We start from the raw sequence: 16009 nt of genomic DNA on the forward strand, positions 1-16009 counted from the left end.
CCTTTTGATTTCTCTGACTTATTTCTGCGAACTATGCATGCGCATGCGCAGCTGGTAAGGCAGGAATCGCATTATTGACAGGCTTTGCAGCCATCAACGTTTTCGCTACGTTGTATGCCATCACCAACATGCCGCCTAAGTACATCGCGCCGCCAGTGAGACGAATTACGTAGTAAGGGAAAGTTGCTTTTACAGTTTCCACGAAGGTGTAAGTCAAAGTACCGTCCTCATTCACTGCACGCCACATCAAACCTTGCATCACGCCTGCAATCCACATCGAAGCGATGTACAACACCACGCCGATGGTTGCAACCCAGAAATGCACCTCAATCAAACGCTTGCTATACATTTGTGTCTGACCAAACAAACGAGGAATCAGGTAATACAAGCTACCTATAGAAATAAAGCCGACCCAGCCCAGCGCACCGGAATGCACGTGACCAATTGTCCAGTCAGTATAGTGAGACAAAGAGTTGACGGTCTTGATCGCCATCATAGGTCCTTCAAATGTCGACATACCGTAGAACGATAAGGACACAATCAGGAAGCGCAGAATAGGATCGGAGCGCAACTTACTCCAGGCACCAGACAAAGTCATGATACCGTTGACCATACCACCCCAGGATGGGGCCAGCAGAATCAGAGAGAACACCATACCAATGGACTGTGCCCAATCTGGCAAAGCGGTGTAATGCAAGTGATGCGGACCCGCCCACATGTAGGTGAAGATCAACGCCCAGAAGTGAACAATAGACAAACGATACGAATACACCGGACGCTCAATTTGCTTAGGAATAAAGTAGTACATCATGCCCAGGAAACCAGCAGTCAGGAAGAAACCCACCGCATTATGACCGTACCACCACTGCACCATCGCATCTTGCACACCAGAATAGGCAGAATACGATTTCAACAGAGATACTGGCATTGCCGCACTATTGACGATATGAAGAACAGCAACCGCGATAATAAACGCACCGTAGAACCAGTTGGCGACGTAGATATGCTCAACTTTACGTTTGACCAGGGTTCCGAAAAACACGATGGCATATGCAACCCACACCACAGCGATCAGGATATCAATCGGCCATTCAAGCTCAGCATATTCTTTACCTTGGGTATAACCCAAAGGAAGGGTAATCGCCGCAGCAACAATCACCAGTTGCCAGCCCCAGAATGTAAATTCTGCCAGGCCATCAGAAAACAAACGCACGTTAGACGTGCGCTGCACTACATAATACGAAGTTGCCATCAATGCACAGCCGCCAAATGCAAAAATCACGGCATTGGTGTGTAAAGGTCGCAAGCGTCCATAGCTAAGCCAGGGGATTCCGGTTAAAAATTCAGGCCAGGCCAGTTGAGTCGCAATCACCACGCCTACCAGCATGCCGACTATTCCCCACACTACAGCCATGACTGAAAATTGGCGTACAACCCGATAGTTGTATGAGTTTTCTTTAGTTATCGTCATGATCTCACTCTGTTGTAAAAATACACCGTCAGAATAACAACCGCACTCATCAGTTACATTGATACACATCAAATGTTGCCAAAATCTAAGCAAGCTTAGGTCTCCGCGCGACCAGATGACAACAAATACCAGAATAACACCCAATGACTTTTTAGCAAAAAAAAAGCGGCGCCAAATTGGCACCGCTTTTTAACACAACTAAATAAAACTATTTCGATTATTGAACTGGCTGCGCTGGCGCTTCCAAGGCCGACTTATTGACTGTTACTTTGGCTTTTTTCTTCAACACTTCAACATAGTTTGCCAATTCTTGCTGCGCTAACAAATTCGACACTTGTTGTGCCTCAGCTGCACGTTTAGCAGGATCAGCTTTGCCTGCATTCACTTTGGAAATGCGATAGATAGCGTATCCGGTGTTCCCCAACGCAACACCAACAAATGATGGCAATTTTTGCGTATCCGCTTTCATGATCTGTGCCATTGCCTGAGGTGAAACATCTTCCTGCTTGGCGCGTGAAACCACTTTCACATCTGAAAAACCAGTCGTAGCATCAGCTTGTTTCAAGGCAGCTAATTTTGCTTTACCCTCTTTTTCAGCGAGATTATTTGCTTCCGTCTGTGTCAAACGCGCAACAATCATCGCCTTAACTTCTTCCAGAGGGCGCTTACTTGCCGACTTGTATTCCAACATGCGACCAGCAATCAACGTGTTTGGAGCAACCTCAATCGCCTCGGTATTGTGTTTTTTCTTCACAACATCATCGGCAAAAATTGCTTTTAAGAACTTAGGATTGTTCGCAAACATAGTTGCTGGCGCACCAGGGTTACCTTGACGAGTCAGATTATCTGCAGTTTCAATCTTCAGCTTGAGCTTGTCAGCAACTGCTTTCAGGCTATCAGACTGCTCATAGACGGTATTGCCAAAAGTTTCGGCAGCTTCAGCATAGGCTTTAGATGCTTTTTGCTTTTTAATATCCGCAGCAATTTGCGCTTTAACATCGTCAAGTGGCTTAATGCCCGCTGCTTTGATATCAGTTACCTCAATGATGTGGTAGCCAAAATCAGATTGAACGACATCACTGATTTCGCCTTTATTGAGTTTAAAGGCGGCATCCTCAAAAGGCTTAACCATCGCGCCTTTTCCAAAGAAATCCAAATCGCCGCCACGTTCAGCAGAAACAGGATCTTGTGAATTTTCTTTGGCTAACTTAGCAAACGCTGCCGGATTTTTACGCAAGTCAGCCAGCAATCCATCCGCCTTCGCTTTTGCTTTTGCTTTATCAGCCGCACTCGCGTCTTTAGCAACAGCGATCAAAATATGGCTGGCACGACGTTGCTCATCTACACTGTATGCCTTGGCATTATTTTTGTAGAAGTCCTGCACTTCAGCATCAGTCACGGAAATCTGATCTGCAAGAGCATCGTTACTCAATACCACATATTGAGCCTTAATCGATTCTGGGATCTCAAATTGTGTCGCATTTTTATCATAAAACGCCTTCACCATCTCGTCAGTAACTTTGACCTGAGAAACAAAATCAGACGCTTTAAATGTCAACGCTTGCACCTCACGCTCTTGCTCACCAATCAGAGCAATACGTTCAGCCACTGCCTTTGGAACGATGTTTGTATTTTGTACAGAGTCAATTAATTGTTGTAACGCCATATCCTGACGCAAGCTTTGCTCATACATGGCAGGCGTCATACCGCGCGAAGCCAAAATGTTTTTGTATTTTTCTGAATCAAAGCTTCCATCGGCTTTCAGCAAACCAGGGTTTGCCATAATTGCTTGCTGCAAGATGTGATCAGTAATAAATAACTTATTGTTTTTAACCTCGGATGCAACGACTTTACGAGAAATAATTTCGTCCAGAACGTTTTGCTTCACTTCTGGTGTGTTCATCAATTTCGGATCAAATTGCGCGCCATAGGATTGACGGAATTTTTCCAATTGGTCGCGCAATGCAGCATCGAGCTCAGCCTGCATCACCGACTGACCGCCGACGGTCGCCACTGCAGCGCCGGCAGCAGCTTGCGATCTGGTATAACTTTCAATACCGAAGAAAGCGAACGAAGGGAAAATAATCAGCAATAATAAAAATTGCATTAAACGCTGATGGGTACGAATATATTCAAACATGGTCAACCGATCGTATGACTAAGGATAACAATTTCGAAATTGCGAATACAAAAAAAGGCGAACTTTCGTTCGCCTTTTCGATTTTCTGGCGGAGCGGACGGGACTGTGAAAAACTTTCACCCATAAAATTTTTCCACCAATATAATCAAGGACTTAGCAACACTATTAATAAAAGGAAACAGAAAAACTCTTACCAATTCTGTTACCACTGCTAAACGAGCGAAGATTTTACCAGTATTTTAACGATACTTGAGAGAACAATATGAAATAATAAGCAGAGGACATGGTCACTTGCTTAACAATATCAAGTTTTGTTACAATTCAGTAATTGCAATAATTACAAACCATTAAACTCGGAGCATACTTTGTCTAAGATTTTTTCCTCTATAGCAATTTTATCAATTCTGTTATCTGGCTGTGCTTCCCCGCCAAGATACGATTATGTAAAACAAGGTGCAAGTCAATATGACAAGACGAATGCTATGTCTGAATGCAACTATCAAATCAAATTGAATAAAACTGCTGCTCAGGAGCAAGGAAATTTGTTAAATTTATGTATGCAAGGAAAAGGTTATCGCTATGTGCAGGTTCACTAACCTGAAATGCCCTAACTATATTGACAAGTATTAAATTCCTACTATTATCTGATTAGTGCTTATCAGCATATCAAATCTGGGAAGAATTGAATAAAGGAGCCAGCGAAAGCTGGTTTTTTTATTTCAAATGAATAATTTGACAAATTAAAAATTTTTAATATATTTGCATTATTGTTTATGTATTATTCGTCAATTCTTCCCAGTCTTCACGGTTCGTATATAAATAGCTAAATATTTTCAAAACTGGCACAGGTAACAATAGAGTGTAAAAACTTAACTGGAAAAGGCTCTGAGAAAAAGGTAGGCACTGAACCAATAAAATCATTCAGTAAGTAGGCAAGAACGGTAATCAAGCAAAGCCACAGGGAAGTCAATCAGAGAAACCCCGCTTGAGCAGTATTAAGACTGTGAATTCTCGAAACTGGAAAGCTTAATAAATTTCAGTCTGGTGCTATGTGGTTAGCCTCCCAGTAAAGACCTCAAGTTCAAATTTTTAAAATTTGTCCTTTGGGTAAGTCTTTGCTGGAACCGTGTGATAGCACGGTGAACAGCAAAGACACAAACAAGACCGATAGGTCTTGTATACAGAATCTATATTATTATTTTTACATATTATTATATTAATAACACACTAACAAAGAAGAACTCGTTAGAGATTTACGATAGTAAATAAAAAAGGAAACGGCGAAAAATTCCATTATTTTTTGTATTTTTGGAAATTATCAGGAGTTTTACCAAACTTTTTTTCATACCATTTCAAAGTATCAGCAAGGTCCTGAATTTTTTCCCTTTCCTTATCTAATTCTTTATTCAATTCTTCAGTTTTAGCCTTTTGTTCTGTAATCTGATTACTCACATTCGCAACTCGTTTATCAGCCCATTCCTTCGCTTGTTTTTTGTATTCTTCAGCTTTCTTTTTTTCTTTTTCAGCAAGTTTTTTTATCTGCTCTAATTCTTCATTCACTTCAATACTTGGTTTATGCCAAGCAGATAAAACACCCGTCATTACACTGCCAATTTTTGCACCCAGACTTTGAGCATTTTTTTCTGCTAATTCTATTATTTCATTCGCTTTATTTTCTGCTTTGGCAATTCCTGCTTTATAACCTTTTTTCATATACTGCTTTGCTACAGCCTTGGCATCTGCAAAAAATCTTGCTTGTGATTTTTCTGCTTGCCACTCACCACGAGTTAATCTTCTACGACCTGGACCTAATCTAGTTAACCCGTGTTTCAATGCTACCTGATTAGAATAATCGTCTTGAATATGTCGCATTGATTCAATGTAGGCAAGATTTTGTGCACCTGCATTTTTACCTTCTTTTTTAGCTAAATTTTTAGCTTTAATTCCTTCGTGAATATCGTCAAATCGTTCGCCAATTCTTGGCACTACTGTGAAATGTAAATGTGGGTGCGATTCGTCGTCATGCACCACAACACTTTTTAATCTGTCACCGTATTTATTTTTTAACCATTGCAAAGTATCTTCTGCAAATTTTGGGAAATTATCTTCCATTTCACGAGGAAGACTTGCCACACCAACCAGAGCAACCATACCGTCTTTTCTTAATTTTCTACCAATAGAATCGGTTGCCCATTCTGCCCATTCTTCTGCAATAGGTAAAACTTCCATTGGTGGAACACCGTAAAGTATTCCTGGTCTTCGTGGTTCTTGAATATGAGGGCAAGCCTTTTCAATACGAGCTTGTTCCTCAAGAATTTCACGAAGACTTTTAACTTGTTTTGTTGTAGTTATTTTATTACCGTTCTTTTTGGTAACTGTTTTAGTTTGCTTTGAACCTTCACGAGCATAAGCATCAAAATGGATAAATTGATAGGACATATTATTATATTTTTGTTATTATTTAATATATCTTTTTTTATCTCCTTGTCAACGAATTGGCTTTTAATTTTCCTTGTATAGTGACCGACTATACTTATTGCATAAGTGTCGGTCCTGCGGAGCAAAAACCAAATCAAAACCAACAGCCAAACCTTAAGGGTTTCACCCTTAAAATCCCGTTCCGAATAAAAAAAATCCAGCTCAAGGCTGGATAATTTTTTAATCGGCTTGAGGTAATTTTTTAAACATTTCACTTTCAGGAATAAGCTTTGTCATTCGCAATAATTTAAGTTGTTGCTGAATAATAATTTCAGCCAATTTATCCACACCAAATTTATTGGAGTAGGTTGCTACATTGACAGATTCAATTTCGTGCCCAAAAAATTGGCAACGAGGTTCATAAGGAATTTCATTTTTCATAAAATAATCATTCAGAAATTTTCTGAGTGAATGAAAAACTAACTTACCCCGATTAATTTTCAGTTCAGCCAAATGCCGAGCAAATTTTTTACCTACTGCATTTCCTGAGCCCTTACCTTCACGACTCACATATCTAAAAATAAAATCTTCTTTTGAATCAAAATATTTTTTGAAGTCATCATCAAAAAAATGACTCGGCAATGGAATCTCTCTTTTTCCTGCTGAAGTTTTAGAATCCCGAATCACAATAAAATTATTGCGGTGTTCGGAAATTTGAAACTGCGATTTTGTCAGGGTGGTTATTTCTGAAATTCTGCACCCAGTGACTAACCCCAATAACAGCACATAATAATAATCGGGGTCAGATTGTTTCTGTTCCTTGTAATAATCACTGGTAAAAATCTGTTTAATTTCTTCAGTTTCAAAAATCAAATAACCGTCTGATAATTTCTGCCGTTTGGTCATTAAGGACATATTTTCAGCAGGATTTTTCTGATTCAAGAGATACCCCTGTTTAATCGCAAAATTTAATAATGCTTTAATGTAGCCAATTTTCCCGTCAATGGTCCGAGGAACATTTCCCTTACTTGCTAAATATTCTTGAAATCGGGTTATATCTCCAACCTGAATTTCAGAGATATGACATTTCAATTTAAAGAAAGCTTCAAATTCTTTTACGGTATTTTTGTGAGCCAATATCGTGGCAGGTTTTACTTTTTTCAGTAAAAAATATTTGTCTAATAATTCCAACAGAGTCAGGGACTTCGTAGAAGGAAATGGACTGGCTCGCCCAGGTCCTTCCGATATATGGGGTTGCTTTTGACTTTGATTTTGACTTTCTCGCATAAATGCCATTGCTTCTAATAATCGCTGGTGGTCTTCAGGACCATCCGATTTAGCAATACCCCTAGACAGGTCCAGTTCGTATTTTTTTATGTTTTTGAAGTCAATATCCATTTGAATGCATTCAAGTAGCCTAGAGGCTCTTATAATAGCAATTTGACGGTCTGCTGTATGTAATGACCGTTTAAATTGCTTACCGTGAATACGGGTATGGAAATAATAGGAAGAATTTCGGAAATAAACTGGCAAATTGAGCATAGATTGCTACCAAATTTGCTACCAGCCCAAAAGGAAAAGGTCTTATAACTCATTGAATTATAAGACCTTCTTTATACTGGCGGAGCGGACGGGGCTCGAACCCGCGACCCCCGGCGTGACAGGCCGGTATTCTAACCAACTGAACTACCACTCCTAAATACTGCAATGTTTAACATGGTGGGCGCTGAGAGGCTCGAACTCCCGACCTAAGCCTTGTAAGGGCTCCGCTCTACCAACTGAGCTAAGCGCCCGCACCTACATCAAACTCGCGCCACCAGTCACAGAAGCGCGAAAGAGCATTAGTTTACAGCATCTTTCAAAGCTTTGCCAGGTTTAAATTTAGGAACCTTGGCAGATTTGATTTTAATTGCTTCACCAGTACGTGGATTACGGCCAGTTCTTGCTGCACGTTTACCAACAGAAAATGTACCGAAACCAACTAGAGTAACTGTTCCATTTTTCTTCAAGGTTGTTTTTACCGCACCGATCAACGCGTCCAGGGCGCGGGAAGAAGCCGCTTTAGAAATGTCCGCTGTTTTCGCAATATGATCGATCAACTCAGTTTTATTCACGTAAAGCCCCCTCACAAAAATTTGAATTCGCGACGATGTCTTCGATTATTTGATAAGTCGTGCATCAATCGCGGCAAGCAGGAAGTCTGCATTCAGTATTAAAACAAGCCGCAAACCCTTGTGTCAAGCGGTTTGCATCGTTTCAATATAATCTACAGATTAAATTCCGATTTCATCAGTATAATTTCATTTTTAATCGGTAACAAACGACACCGATATAATGCAATGTTAGATCAGACGAGACAGAATCAGCTAAACTAGCTATAAAGTTCCGATCCGCGCAGCCACTAGCACTTCCAGAATACCTTACCACTCAATCAAAAACGCTATGAAACTTCCTACCGTCTTAGGCACCCCACTATCATCCACAGCCACCAAGGTTATGCTCCTGGGCTCCGGCGAATTAGGCAAGGAAGTCATAATTTCTCTACAACGCTTAGGTGTCGAAGTCATTGCCGTTGATCGCTATGAAAACGCCCCCGGTCATCAGGTAGCGCATCGCGCCTATGTCATTGACATGACAGACGGTGACGCGTTGGCAGCGTTGATCGAAAAAGAGCAACCAGATCTCGTGGTGCCAGAGATTGAGGCTATCGCAACGCCGATGTTGGTCAAATTGGAAGGCGCTGGCAAGGTTCAGGTCATCCCTACCGCAAGAGCAGCATGGCTGACCATGAACCGCGAAGGCATCCGCCGTCTTGCCGCTGAAACGTTGGGTTTAGCGACCTCACCCTACCGTTTTGCCGACAGCCTCGATGACTTGAAAGCGGCATGCGCAGAAATTGGTTTTCCTTGTATCGTCAAACCTGTCATGTCTTCATCCGGCAAGGGTCAATCCAAGCTCGACAGCGCTGCTGATGTAGAAACCGCGTGGAATTACGCTGCAGCGGGTGGCCGCGTCAATTCTGGACGCGTGATTGTCGAAGGTTTTATCGATTTCGATTATGAAATCACACAACTGACTGTGCGCGCTATCGGCAAAAACGGGAATGTTGAGACGCATTTCTGCGAACCTATCGGCCACGTGCAAGTTCACGGTGATTACGTCGAATCCTGGCAGCCACAAGCAATGCATCCTGTTGCACTCGACCGCGCGCGCGATATCGCTAAAAAGATTACCGATGACCTAGGTGGCCTGGGCTTATTTGGGGTCGAGTTATTTGTTAAAAACGACATGGTCTGGTTCTCAGAAGTTAGCCCAAGACCGCATGATACTGGCATGGTGACCATGGCGAGTCAGACACAAAATGAATTTGAATTGCACGCCAAAGCGATACTAGGCTTACCGGTTGACGTTTCATTGCACACACCAGCCGCATCTGCCGTCATTTACGGTCAGCATGAAGCCAAAGGAATTGCCTTTGAAGGCGTAGCAGAAGCTTTGCAAGTTCCTGGCACAGACATCCGCTTATTTGGCAAACCAGAATCATTTACGCGCCGCCGTATGGGGGTCGCCCTCGCAAAAGCTGTCGATACGGATACTGCCCGCAACATGGCCAAAGCGGCGGCAGCCAAAGTTAAGCCCGTGATCTTTAAAGGCAAGTAAAATCATTGCTTTCGAAGAGTAATTATTTAAATAGTTAATACCAGCCAGAGCCCTCCATCTTTGGTTGGTAGCAATTTCACCATCGCGCAGCAAATTTAAAGCACATACCAATGAAGAATTTCGATGTTGCCATCGTTGGCAGCGGCCTCGCAGGACTCTCGGTTGCACTGCACCTGGCACAAACCCGTAAAGTAGCCATTATTTCAAAACGCGAATTACTCGATGGCGCCAGCAGTTGGGCACAAGGTGGAATAGCTGCAGTTCTGGACTCTCACGACAGCCATGAGCAGCATATTTCGGATACCTTGATCGCTGGTGGCGGTTTGTGCGATGAAGGTGCAACGCGCTACATCGTTGAACACGGGCGCGAAGCAATCGACTGGCTAATCGAACAAGGCGTGCCTTTTACCCGCGATGAAGAAGCTGAATTAGGATTCCACCTCACGCGCGAAGGCGGTCACAGCCAGCGCCGAATTATTCATGCTGCCGATGCAACAGGTCATGCGGTACAAGTCACACTTGAACAAAAAGTGCGCAATCATCCGAATATCTCCTTGTTTGAACATCACTACGCCATTGATGTAATTACGTCAGGCAAGTTAGGTGATGCATCAGCCACACCACACTGCCTCGGCCTATATGTGCAGGACGTAAAAACCGGCAAAGTTGACACGTTTTCAGCGCAACATACCGTGTTAGCGACGGGCGGTGCTGGCAAAGTTTATCTCTATACGACCAATCCAGATACCGCAACCGGAGATGGCATCGCGATGGCGTGGCGTGCAGGCTGCCGCGTCAGCAATATGGAATTCATCCAATTCCACCCGACGTGCTTGTACCATCCGTACGCCAAATCTTTCCTGATCACCGAAGCAGTTCGTGGCGAAGGCGGCATTTTGCGCCTACCGCCAGAAGCAGGTAGCGCTGCCGGAACACGTTTTATGCCAACGCATGATGAACGCGCAGAACTCGCACCGCGCGACGTGGTAGCACGCGCAATCGACTTTGAAATGAAAAAACGCGGTCTTGATTACGTCGAACTCGATATAACGCATAAATCTCCGGAATTTTTAAAAGAACATTTCCCGACCATTTACGCGCGTTGCCTTGAATTCGGCATCGACATCACCAAGCAAGCAATACCGGTCGTTCCGGCAGTTCACTTCACGTGTGGCGGCATCGTTACCGATACCGATGGACGCACTGATTTACCTGGCTTATACGCTGTTGGAGAAACCGCCTACACCGGCCTGCATGGCGCCAATCGTCTCGCCAGCAATTCTTTACTAGAATGCCTGGTGGTGGGTCGCGCGACTGCAAAACATATAGAAAAGCAAGAACGCGTCACGCCGATTGCCCTCCCCGACTGGGATGAAAGCAGGGTTTCCGATGCTGATGAAGAAGTCGTGATTGCGCACAACTGGGATGAGCTGCGTCGCTTCATGTGGAATTACGTCGGCATCGTTCGCACCACCAAACGTCTGGAACGCGCAAAGCATCGGATACGCTTACTGAAAGAAGAAATTGACGAGTACTACGCGCATTTTCGAATTTCAAATCATCTGCTGGAGTTGCGCAATCTGGTTGAAGTCGCATCACTGATCGTCAATAGCGCCCTGAGCCGTCGCGAAAGCCGTGGCCTACACTACAGCCGCGACTATCCAGATACCTTACCGAAGGCGCTACCAACGGTACTAATGCCAAAACGAAAAAAGAGCTAAATCAGCTCTACCTAGTGCAATAAACGAGCATTTTTGCAGGGCGGAGACAATCCGCCCGCAAGACTATCTCCGCCATCACATCTGCTGAAACAAATGCGCATGGTTGCGACTGATTTCCAATTTCTCACTGCGGCCTTTCAACCCCATCAATTGCTTACCGCGAAAGTCGCGCGTGACGTCGGCGATCGCAGTAACGCGCACCAGCGTGGAACGATGAATGCGCCAAAACTCATCAGGATCCAATTCATCTTCCAATTCTTTTAATGACTTCCGGATCAGGTATTCTGCTTGCTCAGTTTGTACCAACGTATATTTTTCGTCAGATCGAAAGAATACAATTTCTTTGGTACTAATCATACGTAAAGCATTGCCAACGCTCGCTTGTATCCACCGTAAATATTCGCGTTGCGGCGCTTGGCGCAGCATCAGTTGTTGCAAAATTTCCTTCATTTGTTGTGACTGCTGATCAGCAGTCACAACAGTTTGCGTCGATTTAATATCTGGCGTTGAAGACTGTAAAACTTGTGCGCGCTTTTCTCTTATCCGCAGTTGCAGGCGCTCAACAGTTTGCTGCAGACGCTCCAGCTCAACCGGTTTGAGCAAATAATCTACCGCCCCGCGTTCAAATGCCTGAATCGCATATTCGTTGTATGCAGTTACAAAAACAACTTGCGATCGCTGCGCCAACTCGACCGCTGCTTCAATGCCATTTTTGCCGGGCATACGAATATCAAGAAAAATAATATCCGGCGATAATTGAGCGGCTTGTTCTGCGGCCGCGATACCATTAGCGGCTTCACCAATGATTTGCAATTCCGGCCACACTTTGAGTAAACCACCGCGCAAATAGTCGCGCATTGGCGCCTCATCATCGACCAACATGGCAGTCACTACGAAATTATCATGCATAGCAGATCACTTTATTATTGATGATTAACATTATTGATTCAGATACGGAATTTGAATACGGAATCGGGCACCACCTTCGAACGGCACTTCAATTACCAGACTGGCCTTAGCACCGTACAACATTTTGAGCCGCTCACGAATATTCGTTAAGCCGAGACCTTCTGCAACATGCACGTCAAAGCCCATGCCATTGTCACTGACCTCGACCCATAGTTCATTGTCGTGACGTTGAGCGCTAATACAAATCTGACCACCTTCAATTTTAGGCTCAAGGCCATGCTTAATCGCATTCTCCACCATAGTTTGTATCATCATGGAAGGAAATTGCGCCTGATCTAAGCCCTCACCAACCTCAATCTGATACTGCAAGCGTTCTTGCATCCTCGCTTGCATGATATTAAGATAAGCACGTGACAAAGCCATTTGCTGCCCAAGCTGCCCTATTCCCTGCTGACGTATTTGCGGCAAGGCAGCTCGCAGATACTTAATCAGATCTGCATGCACCGAGGCCGCCCGCTCCGCATCGGTAGCCATTAACTGGCCAATCAAAGCCAATGTATTAAACAAAAAATGCGGCTCTATCTGCGCCTGCAGGGCTGCCATTTCCGCTTCCAACAAACGTCTTTCAAGCGACTCGACATTGGCACGCGTTACAGCGGCACTTGCCATCAATTCTGCTTTTCGCTTTCCACCGGCAACGGTTTTGATCACGATGGCGGCTAAGACCATCATCACCATAAATGGTCCGATACCTATAAAGCCAGCAAAAATCATCGCAAAAAAACTGGTTAAACCAAGAGAGAGCCAAGGAACCACTGCAGCCCAATCAAAAAATTTCCACCACAAAACACTAACTGTTTCCGCCACGTTTAACACTGCATGCAACACCGGGTTTTCGTCTTTGGTTTTCATTTTACTTCTCCATCAAACTGATTTGAAGACGCAGATCCGAGCATGATAACTGCCCCCTTCTCTGCACGGTGACGCAGAAATAATTTATTCAATATCGAGATAGTAACGATTAACTTCGCCAGCGTCGTGAGATGTAAAACTGCACCTGCAATCAGCACCATAATACAGCCAACAAAGACACGCGCCCACGATGTAGCGTGAAGGCGACTACCGAACGCTGACCAATAGGTAGAAATTCTGGAAAATATTCCTGTTTGCTTGCGACTCATCACCATTCTCCATAAGTTAGAAACCGGACATCAATCAGGTCCGACATCATTTTTACTTCGATGTATGGAGAATAATGGTAATGAAGGCCAACCCCTATTGAAATGCGACTAAGTGTTGCTTGGCGGGGTTAAGTGGTTGAGAAGACGGATAAATGGGACATCGAACATCCCTGCTTGTCCGTTAGTTCACCTACCAGAGCTAGCTAAACCAAGCAATAACGCCAATAACTCATTGAAAATAAAAAAACGCCACACCCTTTCTATTAGGGTGTGGCGCTTATTGTTCTCATTGAAGGCTAAATCAGAGTACCCGCAAAGAATAATCTGTTGCCTTGATATCCTTGGTCAAACTGCCAATAGAGATGCGGTCAACGCCGGTTTCTGCGATGGAACGTACAGTGCGCTCATCGACGCCACCTGATGCTTCCAGCAATGCACGACCAGCATTCAAGACGACTGCTTCCCGCATCATGTCGGTGGTGAAATTATCGAGCAGCACTGAAGTAGCGCCAGCAGCTAAAGCCGCACGCAATTCAGCGATGTTCTCTACCTCAATTTGTATCATCGCATTGGATTTTAAATCAAACGCCTGCTGCATCGCTGCTGCAATTCCACCTGCTGCAGCAATGTGATTTTCTTTGATCAAAATACCGTCGTACAAAGCTAGCCGTTGATTTTTACCACCACCAACCCGGACTGCGTATTTTTGTGCAAGGCGCAATCCTGGCATGGTTTTGCGCGTATCTAGAATAGCTGCTTTCGTGCCAGCGATCATGGCAACGTATCTGGCGGTGGCAGTCGCAACGGCAGAGAGCAATTGTAAGAAGTTCAGTGCTGAGCGTTCTGCAGTCAACAAAGCGCGCGCTGGCGCATCGATTTTGCAAACAACAGAATTGGCGATCATTGCATCACCTTCGGCGTATTTCCAGTCAATACGAATATCTGGGTGACAGCGCTCCATCACAGCATCAAACCACGGTGCGCCGCACAGGATCGCGTTTTCACGCACGATCACTTGCGCCTTAACACGTTCTTCAGAGGGAACCAGCAAGCCCGTCAGATCTACCACACCAACATCCTCCACCAAGGCATCACGCACGTTGCGATCAAATGCCTGCTGCAAATCTGCATCGAATGGAAAATGCTTATTTTTTAAATTACTGGACATAAAAAACTATCCTTGTTTCAGATAAATATTCAATCAAATGACGAAACTACTCAGGCGGGGCCTATCCCAGAAAACAAAGCGCCGTCTTTCGCCAGATCGCCGGATGGACGGACATTCGCTTTTTTCGCGGCAGCAAAATCGAGCATGCGGTTGATGCATAATTTAGCCTTGTCGGCCGTGTCAGGGTCAACCTGAATTTCATTATGACCTTGCTCTAGTACCTGCACCAGATTGCGTAAGCCATTCATTGCCATCCATGGGCAGTGAGCGCAGCTCTTGCAAGTCGCACTATTACCAGCAGTTGGCGCAACGATGAAGCGTTTGCCAGGTGCAGCCATTTGCATTTTATGCAAAATACCGTTATCGGTCGCAACGATAAACTCTTGCGCATCCAGCGTTTGTGCAGCATGGATCATTTGCGACGTTGAGCCAACCACGTCTGCCAGCGCCACGACGGATGCGGGCGATTCAGGATGCACCAGGACTTTAGCGTTTGGATATTCGGCTTTCAACACATCCAGCTCTATACCTTTAAATTCATCGTGTACCAGACAAGAACCCTGCCATAACAGCATGTCAGCTCCAGTTTGCTTCTGGATATAGCTACCCAGATGTTTGTCCGGTGCCCACAAGATTTTTTTACCTTGCGCGTGCAAGTGGGCGACGATATCCAGACCAATGCTTGATGTCACCATCCAGTCAGCACGCGCCTTGACTGCGGCACTGGTATTGGCATAGACGACCACTGTACGATCCGGATGCGCATCGCAAAACGCTGCAAATTCATCAGCAGGACAACCCAAATCAAGGGAACAGGTGGCGTCCAGATCTGGCATCAGAATTGTTTTTTCCGGGCTCAGTATTTTGGCGGTTTCGCCCATGAACTTAACGCCAGCCACGACCAATGTTTTGGCAGGATGATCCCGACCAAAACGCGCCATTTCTAAAGAATCGGAAACACAACCACCAGTTTCTTCCGCTAAATCTTGTAATTCGGCGTCAACATAGTAATGCGCCACTAGCACAGCCTGCTTTTCTTTAAGCAGTTGTCTAACGCGGGCTTTAAGAGCCAATTTTTCTTCCGCATCCGGCGCTTCCGGAATACGTGCCCAGGCATTGGCGGTACAGCTCAGGCCTACGTCCATTTGCGGACGTTCAAATTCGATAACTTTGGTGGTTTCCATACTTAGTCAACGTAAACTAACAAAAGCAAAAAAGTAAAAATGATGGGTGAGAAAACCATTTCAAACTTGGTCGACTGTCTGATCAATCTCACCTTCAAATCTATACTGGGTAGGTGTATATAAAAACACCCTAATATCCGTAAGGACAAAAGGGTGT

Annotated in this window: 13 protein-coding genes and 2 tRNA genes; 3 read left to right on the plus strand and 12 right to left on the minus strand. The window is 44.5% G+C overall.

The genetic code is table 11. The features are described from left to right. Positions 1–31: 31 nt before the first annotated feature. Together ccoN and ACO0KY_RS08280 are read right to left on the minus strand one after the other, a co-directional pair. Entirely contained in the window at positions 32–1471 is a 1440-nt protein-coding gene (ccoN, locus tag ACO0KY_RS08275; protein WP_422996117.1) for a cytochrome-c oxidase, cbb3-type subunit I, read from the minus strand. Positions 1472–1688: 217 nt separating this feature from the next. Next, positions 1689–3611, minus strand: a complete 1923-nt coding sequence (locus ACO0KY_RS08280; protein ID WP_423045205.1) for a SurA N-terminal domain-containing protein — start codon at positions 3609–3611, stop codon at positions 1689–1691. A 365-nt stretch (positions 3612–3976) separates the two neighbouring features. Here ACO0KY_RS08280 and ACO0KY_RS08285 point away from each other — a divergent pair, with 365 nt between their 5' ends. Beyond that, the gene (locus tag ACO0KY_RS08285; protein WP_423045206.1) at positions 3977–4207 is read left to right on the plus strand and encodes a hypothetical protein; all 231 of its coding nucleotides are present in this window, start codon (positions 3977–3979) and stop codon (positions 4205–4207) included. A gap of 697 nt (positions 4208–4904) precedes the next feature. Here the strand turns inward: ACO0KY_RS08285 and ACO0KY_RS08290 are convergent. From ACO0KY_RS08290 to ACO0KY_RS08310, 5 genes are all read right to left on the minus strand, one after another. Further along, positions 4905–6050 carry a plasmid recombination protein gene (locus tag ACO0KY_RS08290; protein WP_423045207.1) on the minus strand — a complete coding sequence of 382 codons (1146 nt, stop codon included), beginning with the start codon at positions 6048–6050 and terminating at the stop codon, positions 4905–4907. A gap of 219 nt (positions 6051–6269) precedes the next feature. After that, positions 6270–7427 carry a phage integrase SAM-like domain-containing protein gene (locus ACO0KY_RS08295; protein ID WP_423045208.1) on the minus strand — a complete coding sequence of 386 codons (1158 nt, stop codon included), beginning with the start codon at positions 7425–7427 and terminating at the stop codon, positions 6270–6272. 221 nt (positions 7428–7648) lie between these two features. Then, positions 7649–7725, minus strand: a tRNA-Asp gene (locus ACO0KY_RS08300). 21 nt (positions 7726–7746) lie between these two features. Next, positions 7747–7822: transfer RNA gene (locus ACO0KY_RS08305), tRNA-Val, on the minus strand. A 48-nt stretch (positions 7823–7870) separates the two neighbouring features. Then, a complete protein-coding gene (locus ACO0KY_RS08310; RefSeq protein ID WP_162018311.1) occupies positions 7871–8143 on the minus strand; it encodes an HU family DNA-binding protein in 273 nt (90 codons plus the stop codon). Between the two features lie 328 nt (positions 8144–8471). Here ACO0KY_RS08310 and purT point away from each other — a divergent pair, with 328 nt between their 5' ends. Then, positions 8472–9689, plus strand: a complete 1218-nt coding sequence (purT, locus tag ACO0KY_RS08315) for a formate-dependent phosphoribosylglycinamide formyltransferase (protein WP_423045209.1) — start codon at positions 8472–8474, stop codon at positions 9687–9689. 110 nt (positions 9690–9799) lie between these two features. Further along, positions 9800–11410 (plus strand): L-aspartate oxidase, encoded by a 1611-nt coding sequence (gene nadB, locus ACO0KY_RS08320; RefSeq protein WP_423045210.1) that lies wholly within the window; start codon positions 9800–9802, stop codon positions 11408–11410. A 75-nt stretch (positions 11411–11485) separates the two neighbouring features. Here the strand turns inward: nadB and ACO0KY_RS08325 are convergent, their stop codons facing one another. The 5 genes from ACO0KY_RS08325 to nadA all read right to left on the minus strand — a co-directional run bounded on the left by ACO0KY_RS08325 (position 11486) and on the right by nadA (position 15852). Further along, complete coding sequence (locus ACO0KY_RS08325) at positions 11486–12319, minus strand: LytR/AlgR family response regulator transcription factor (RefSeq protein ID WP_423045211.1); 834 nt, start codon at positions 12317–12319, stop codon at positions 11486–11488. Positions 12320–12349: 30 nt separating this feature from the next. Then, complete coding sequence (locus ACO0KY_RS08330; protein ID WP_423045212.1) at positions 12350–13231, minus strand: sensor histidine kinase; 882 nt, start codon at positions 13229–13231, stop codon at positions 12350–12352. Further along, a complete protein-coding gene (locus ACO0KY_RS08335; RefSeq protein WP_423045213.1) occupies positions 13228–13500 on the minus strand; it encodes a hypothetical protein in 273 nt (90 codons plus the stop codon). The genes ACO0KY_RS08330 and ACO0KY_RS08335 overlap by 4 nt, the downstream gene beginning before the upstream one ends. Positions 13501–13801: 301 nt before the next feature. Beyond that, positions 13802–14668 carry a carboxylating nicotinate-nucleotide diphosphorylase gene (gene nadC, locus ACO0KY_RS08340; protein ID WP_423045214.1) on the minus strand — a complete coding sequence of 289 codons (867 nt, stop codon included), beginning with the start codon at positions 14666–14668 and terminating at the stop codon, positions 13802–13804. Between the two features lie 50 nt (positions 14669–14718). Continuing rightward, on the minus strand, positions 14719–15852 hold the full coding sequence (gene nadA / locus ACO0KY_RS08345) for a quinolinate synthase NadA (protein ID WP_186913277.1): 1134 nt from the start codon (positions 15850–15852) through the stop codon (positions 14719–14721). Positions 15853–16009 lie beyond the last annotated feature (157 nt).

Source organism: Undibacterium sp. Dicai25W (assembly GCF_049340505.1).
Lineage (GTDB): Bacteria > Pseudomonadota > Gammaproteobacteria > Burkholderiales > Burkholderiaceae_D > Undibacterium > Undibacterium jejuense.

Bases quoted from the DNA above. Each gene is read 5' to 3' on its own strand.
- ccoN (WP_422996117.1), bottom strand. From the start codon at position 1,471: ATGACGATAACTAAAGAAAACTCATACAACTATCGGGTTGTACGCCAA.
- ACO0KY_RS08335 (WP_423045213.1), bottom strand. From the start codon at position 13,500: ATGAGTCGCAAGCAAACAGGAATATTTTCCAGAATTTCTACCTATTGG.
- nadC (WP_423045214.1), bottom strand. From the start codon at position 14,668: ATGTCCAGTAATTTAAAAAATAAGCATTTTCCATTCGATGCAGATTTG.
- nadA (WP_186913277.1), bottom strand. From the start codon at position 15,852: ATGGAAACCACCAAAGTTATCGAATTTGAACGTCCGCAAATGGACGTA.
- ACO0KY_RS08330 (WP_423045212.1), bottom strand. From the start codon at position 13,231: ATGAAAACCAAAGACGAAAACCCGGTGTTGCATGCAGTGTTAAACGTG.
- nadB (WP_423045210.1), top strand. From the start codon at position 9,800: ATGAAGAATTTCGATGTTGCCATCGTTGGCAGCGGCCTCGCAGGACTC.
- purT (WP_423045209.1), top strand. From the start codon at position 8,472: ATGAAACTTCCTACCGTCTTAGGCACCCCACTATCATCCACAGCCACC.
- ACO0KY_RS08290 (WP_423045207.1), bottom strand. From the start codon at position 6,050: ATGTCCTATCAATTTATCCATTTTGATGCTTATGCTCGTGAAGGTTCA.
- ACO0KY_RS08280 (WP_423045205.1), bottom strand. From the start codon at position 3,611: ATGTTTGAATATATTCGTACCCATCAGCGTTTAATGCAATTTTTATTA.
- ACO0KY_RS08325 (WP_423045211.1), bottom strand. From the start codon at position 12,319: ATGCATGATAATTTCGTAGTGACTGCCATGTTGGTCGATGATGAGGCG.
- ACO0KY_RS08295 (WP_423045208.1), bottom strand. From the start codon at position 7,427: ATGGATATTGACTTCAAAAACATAAAAAAATACGAACTGGACCTGTCT.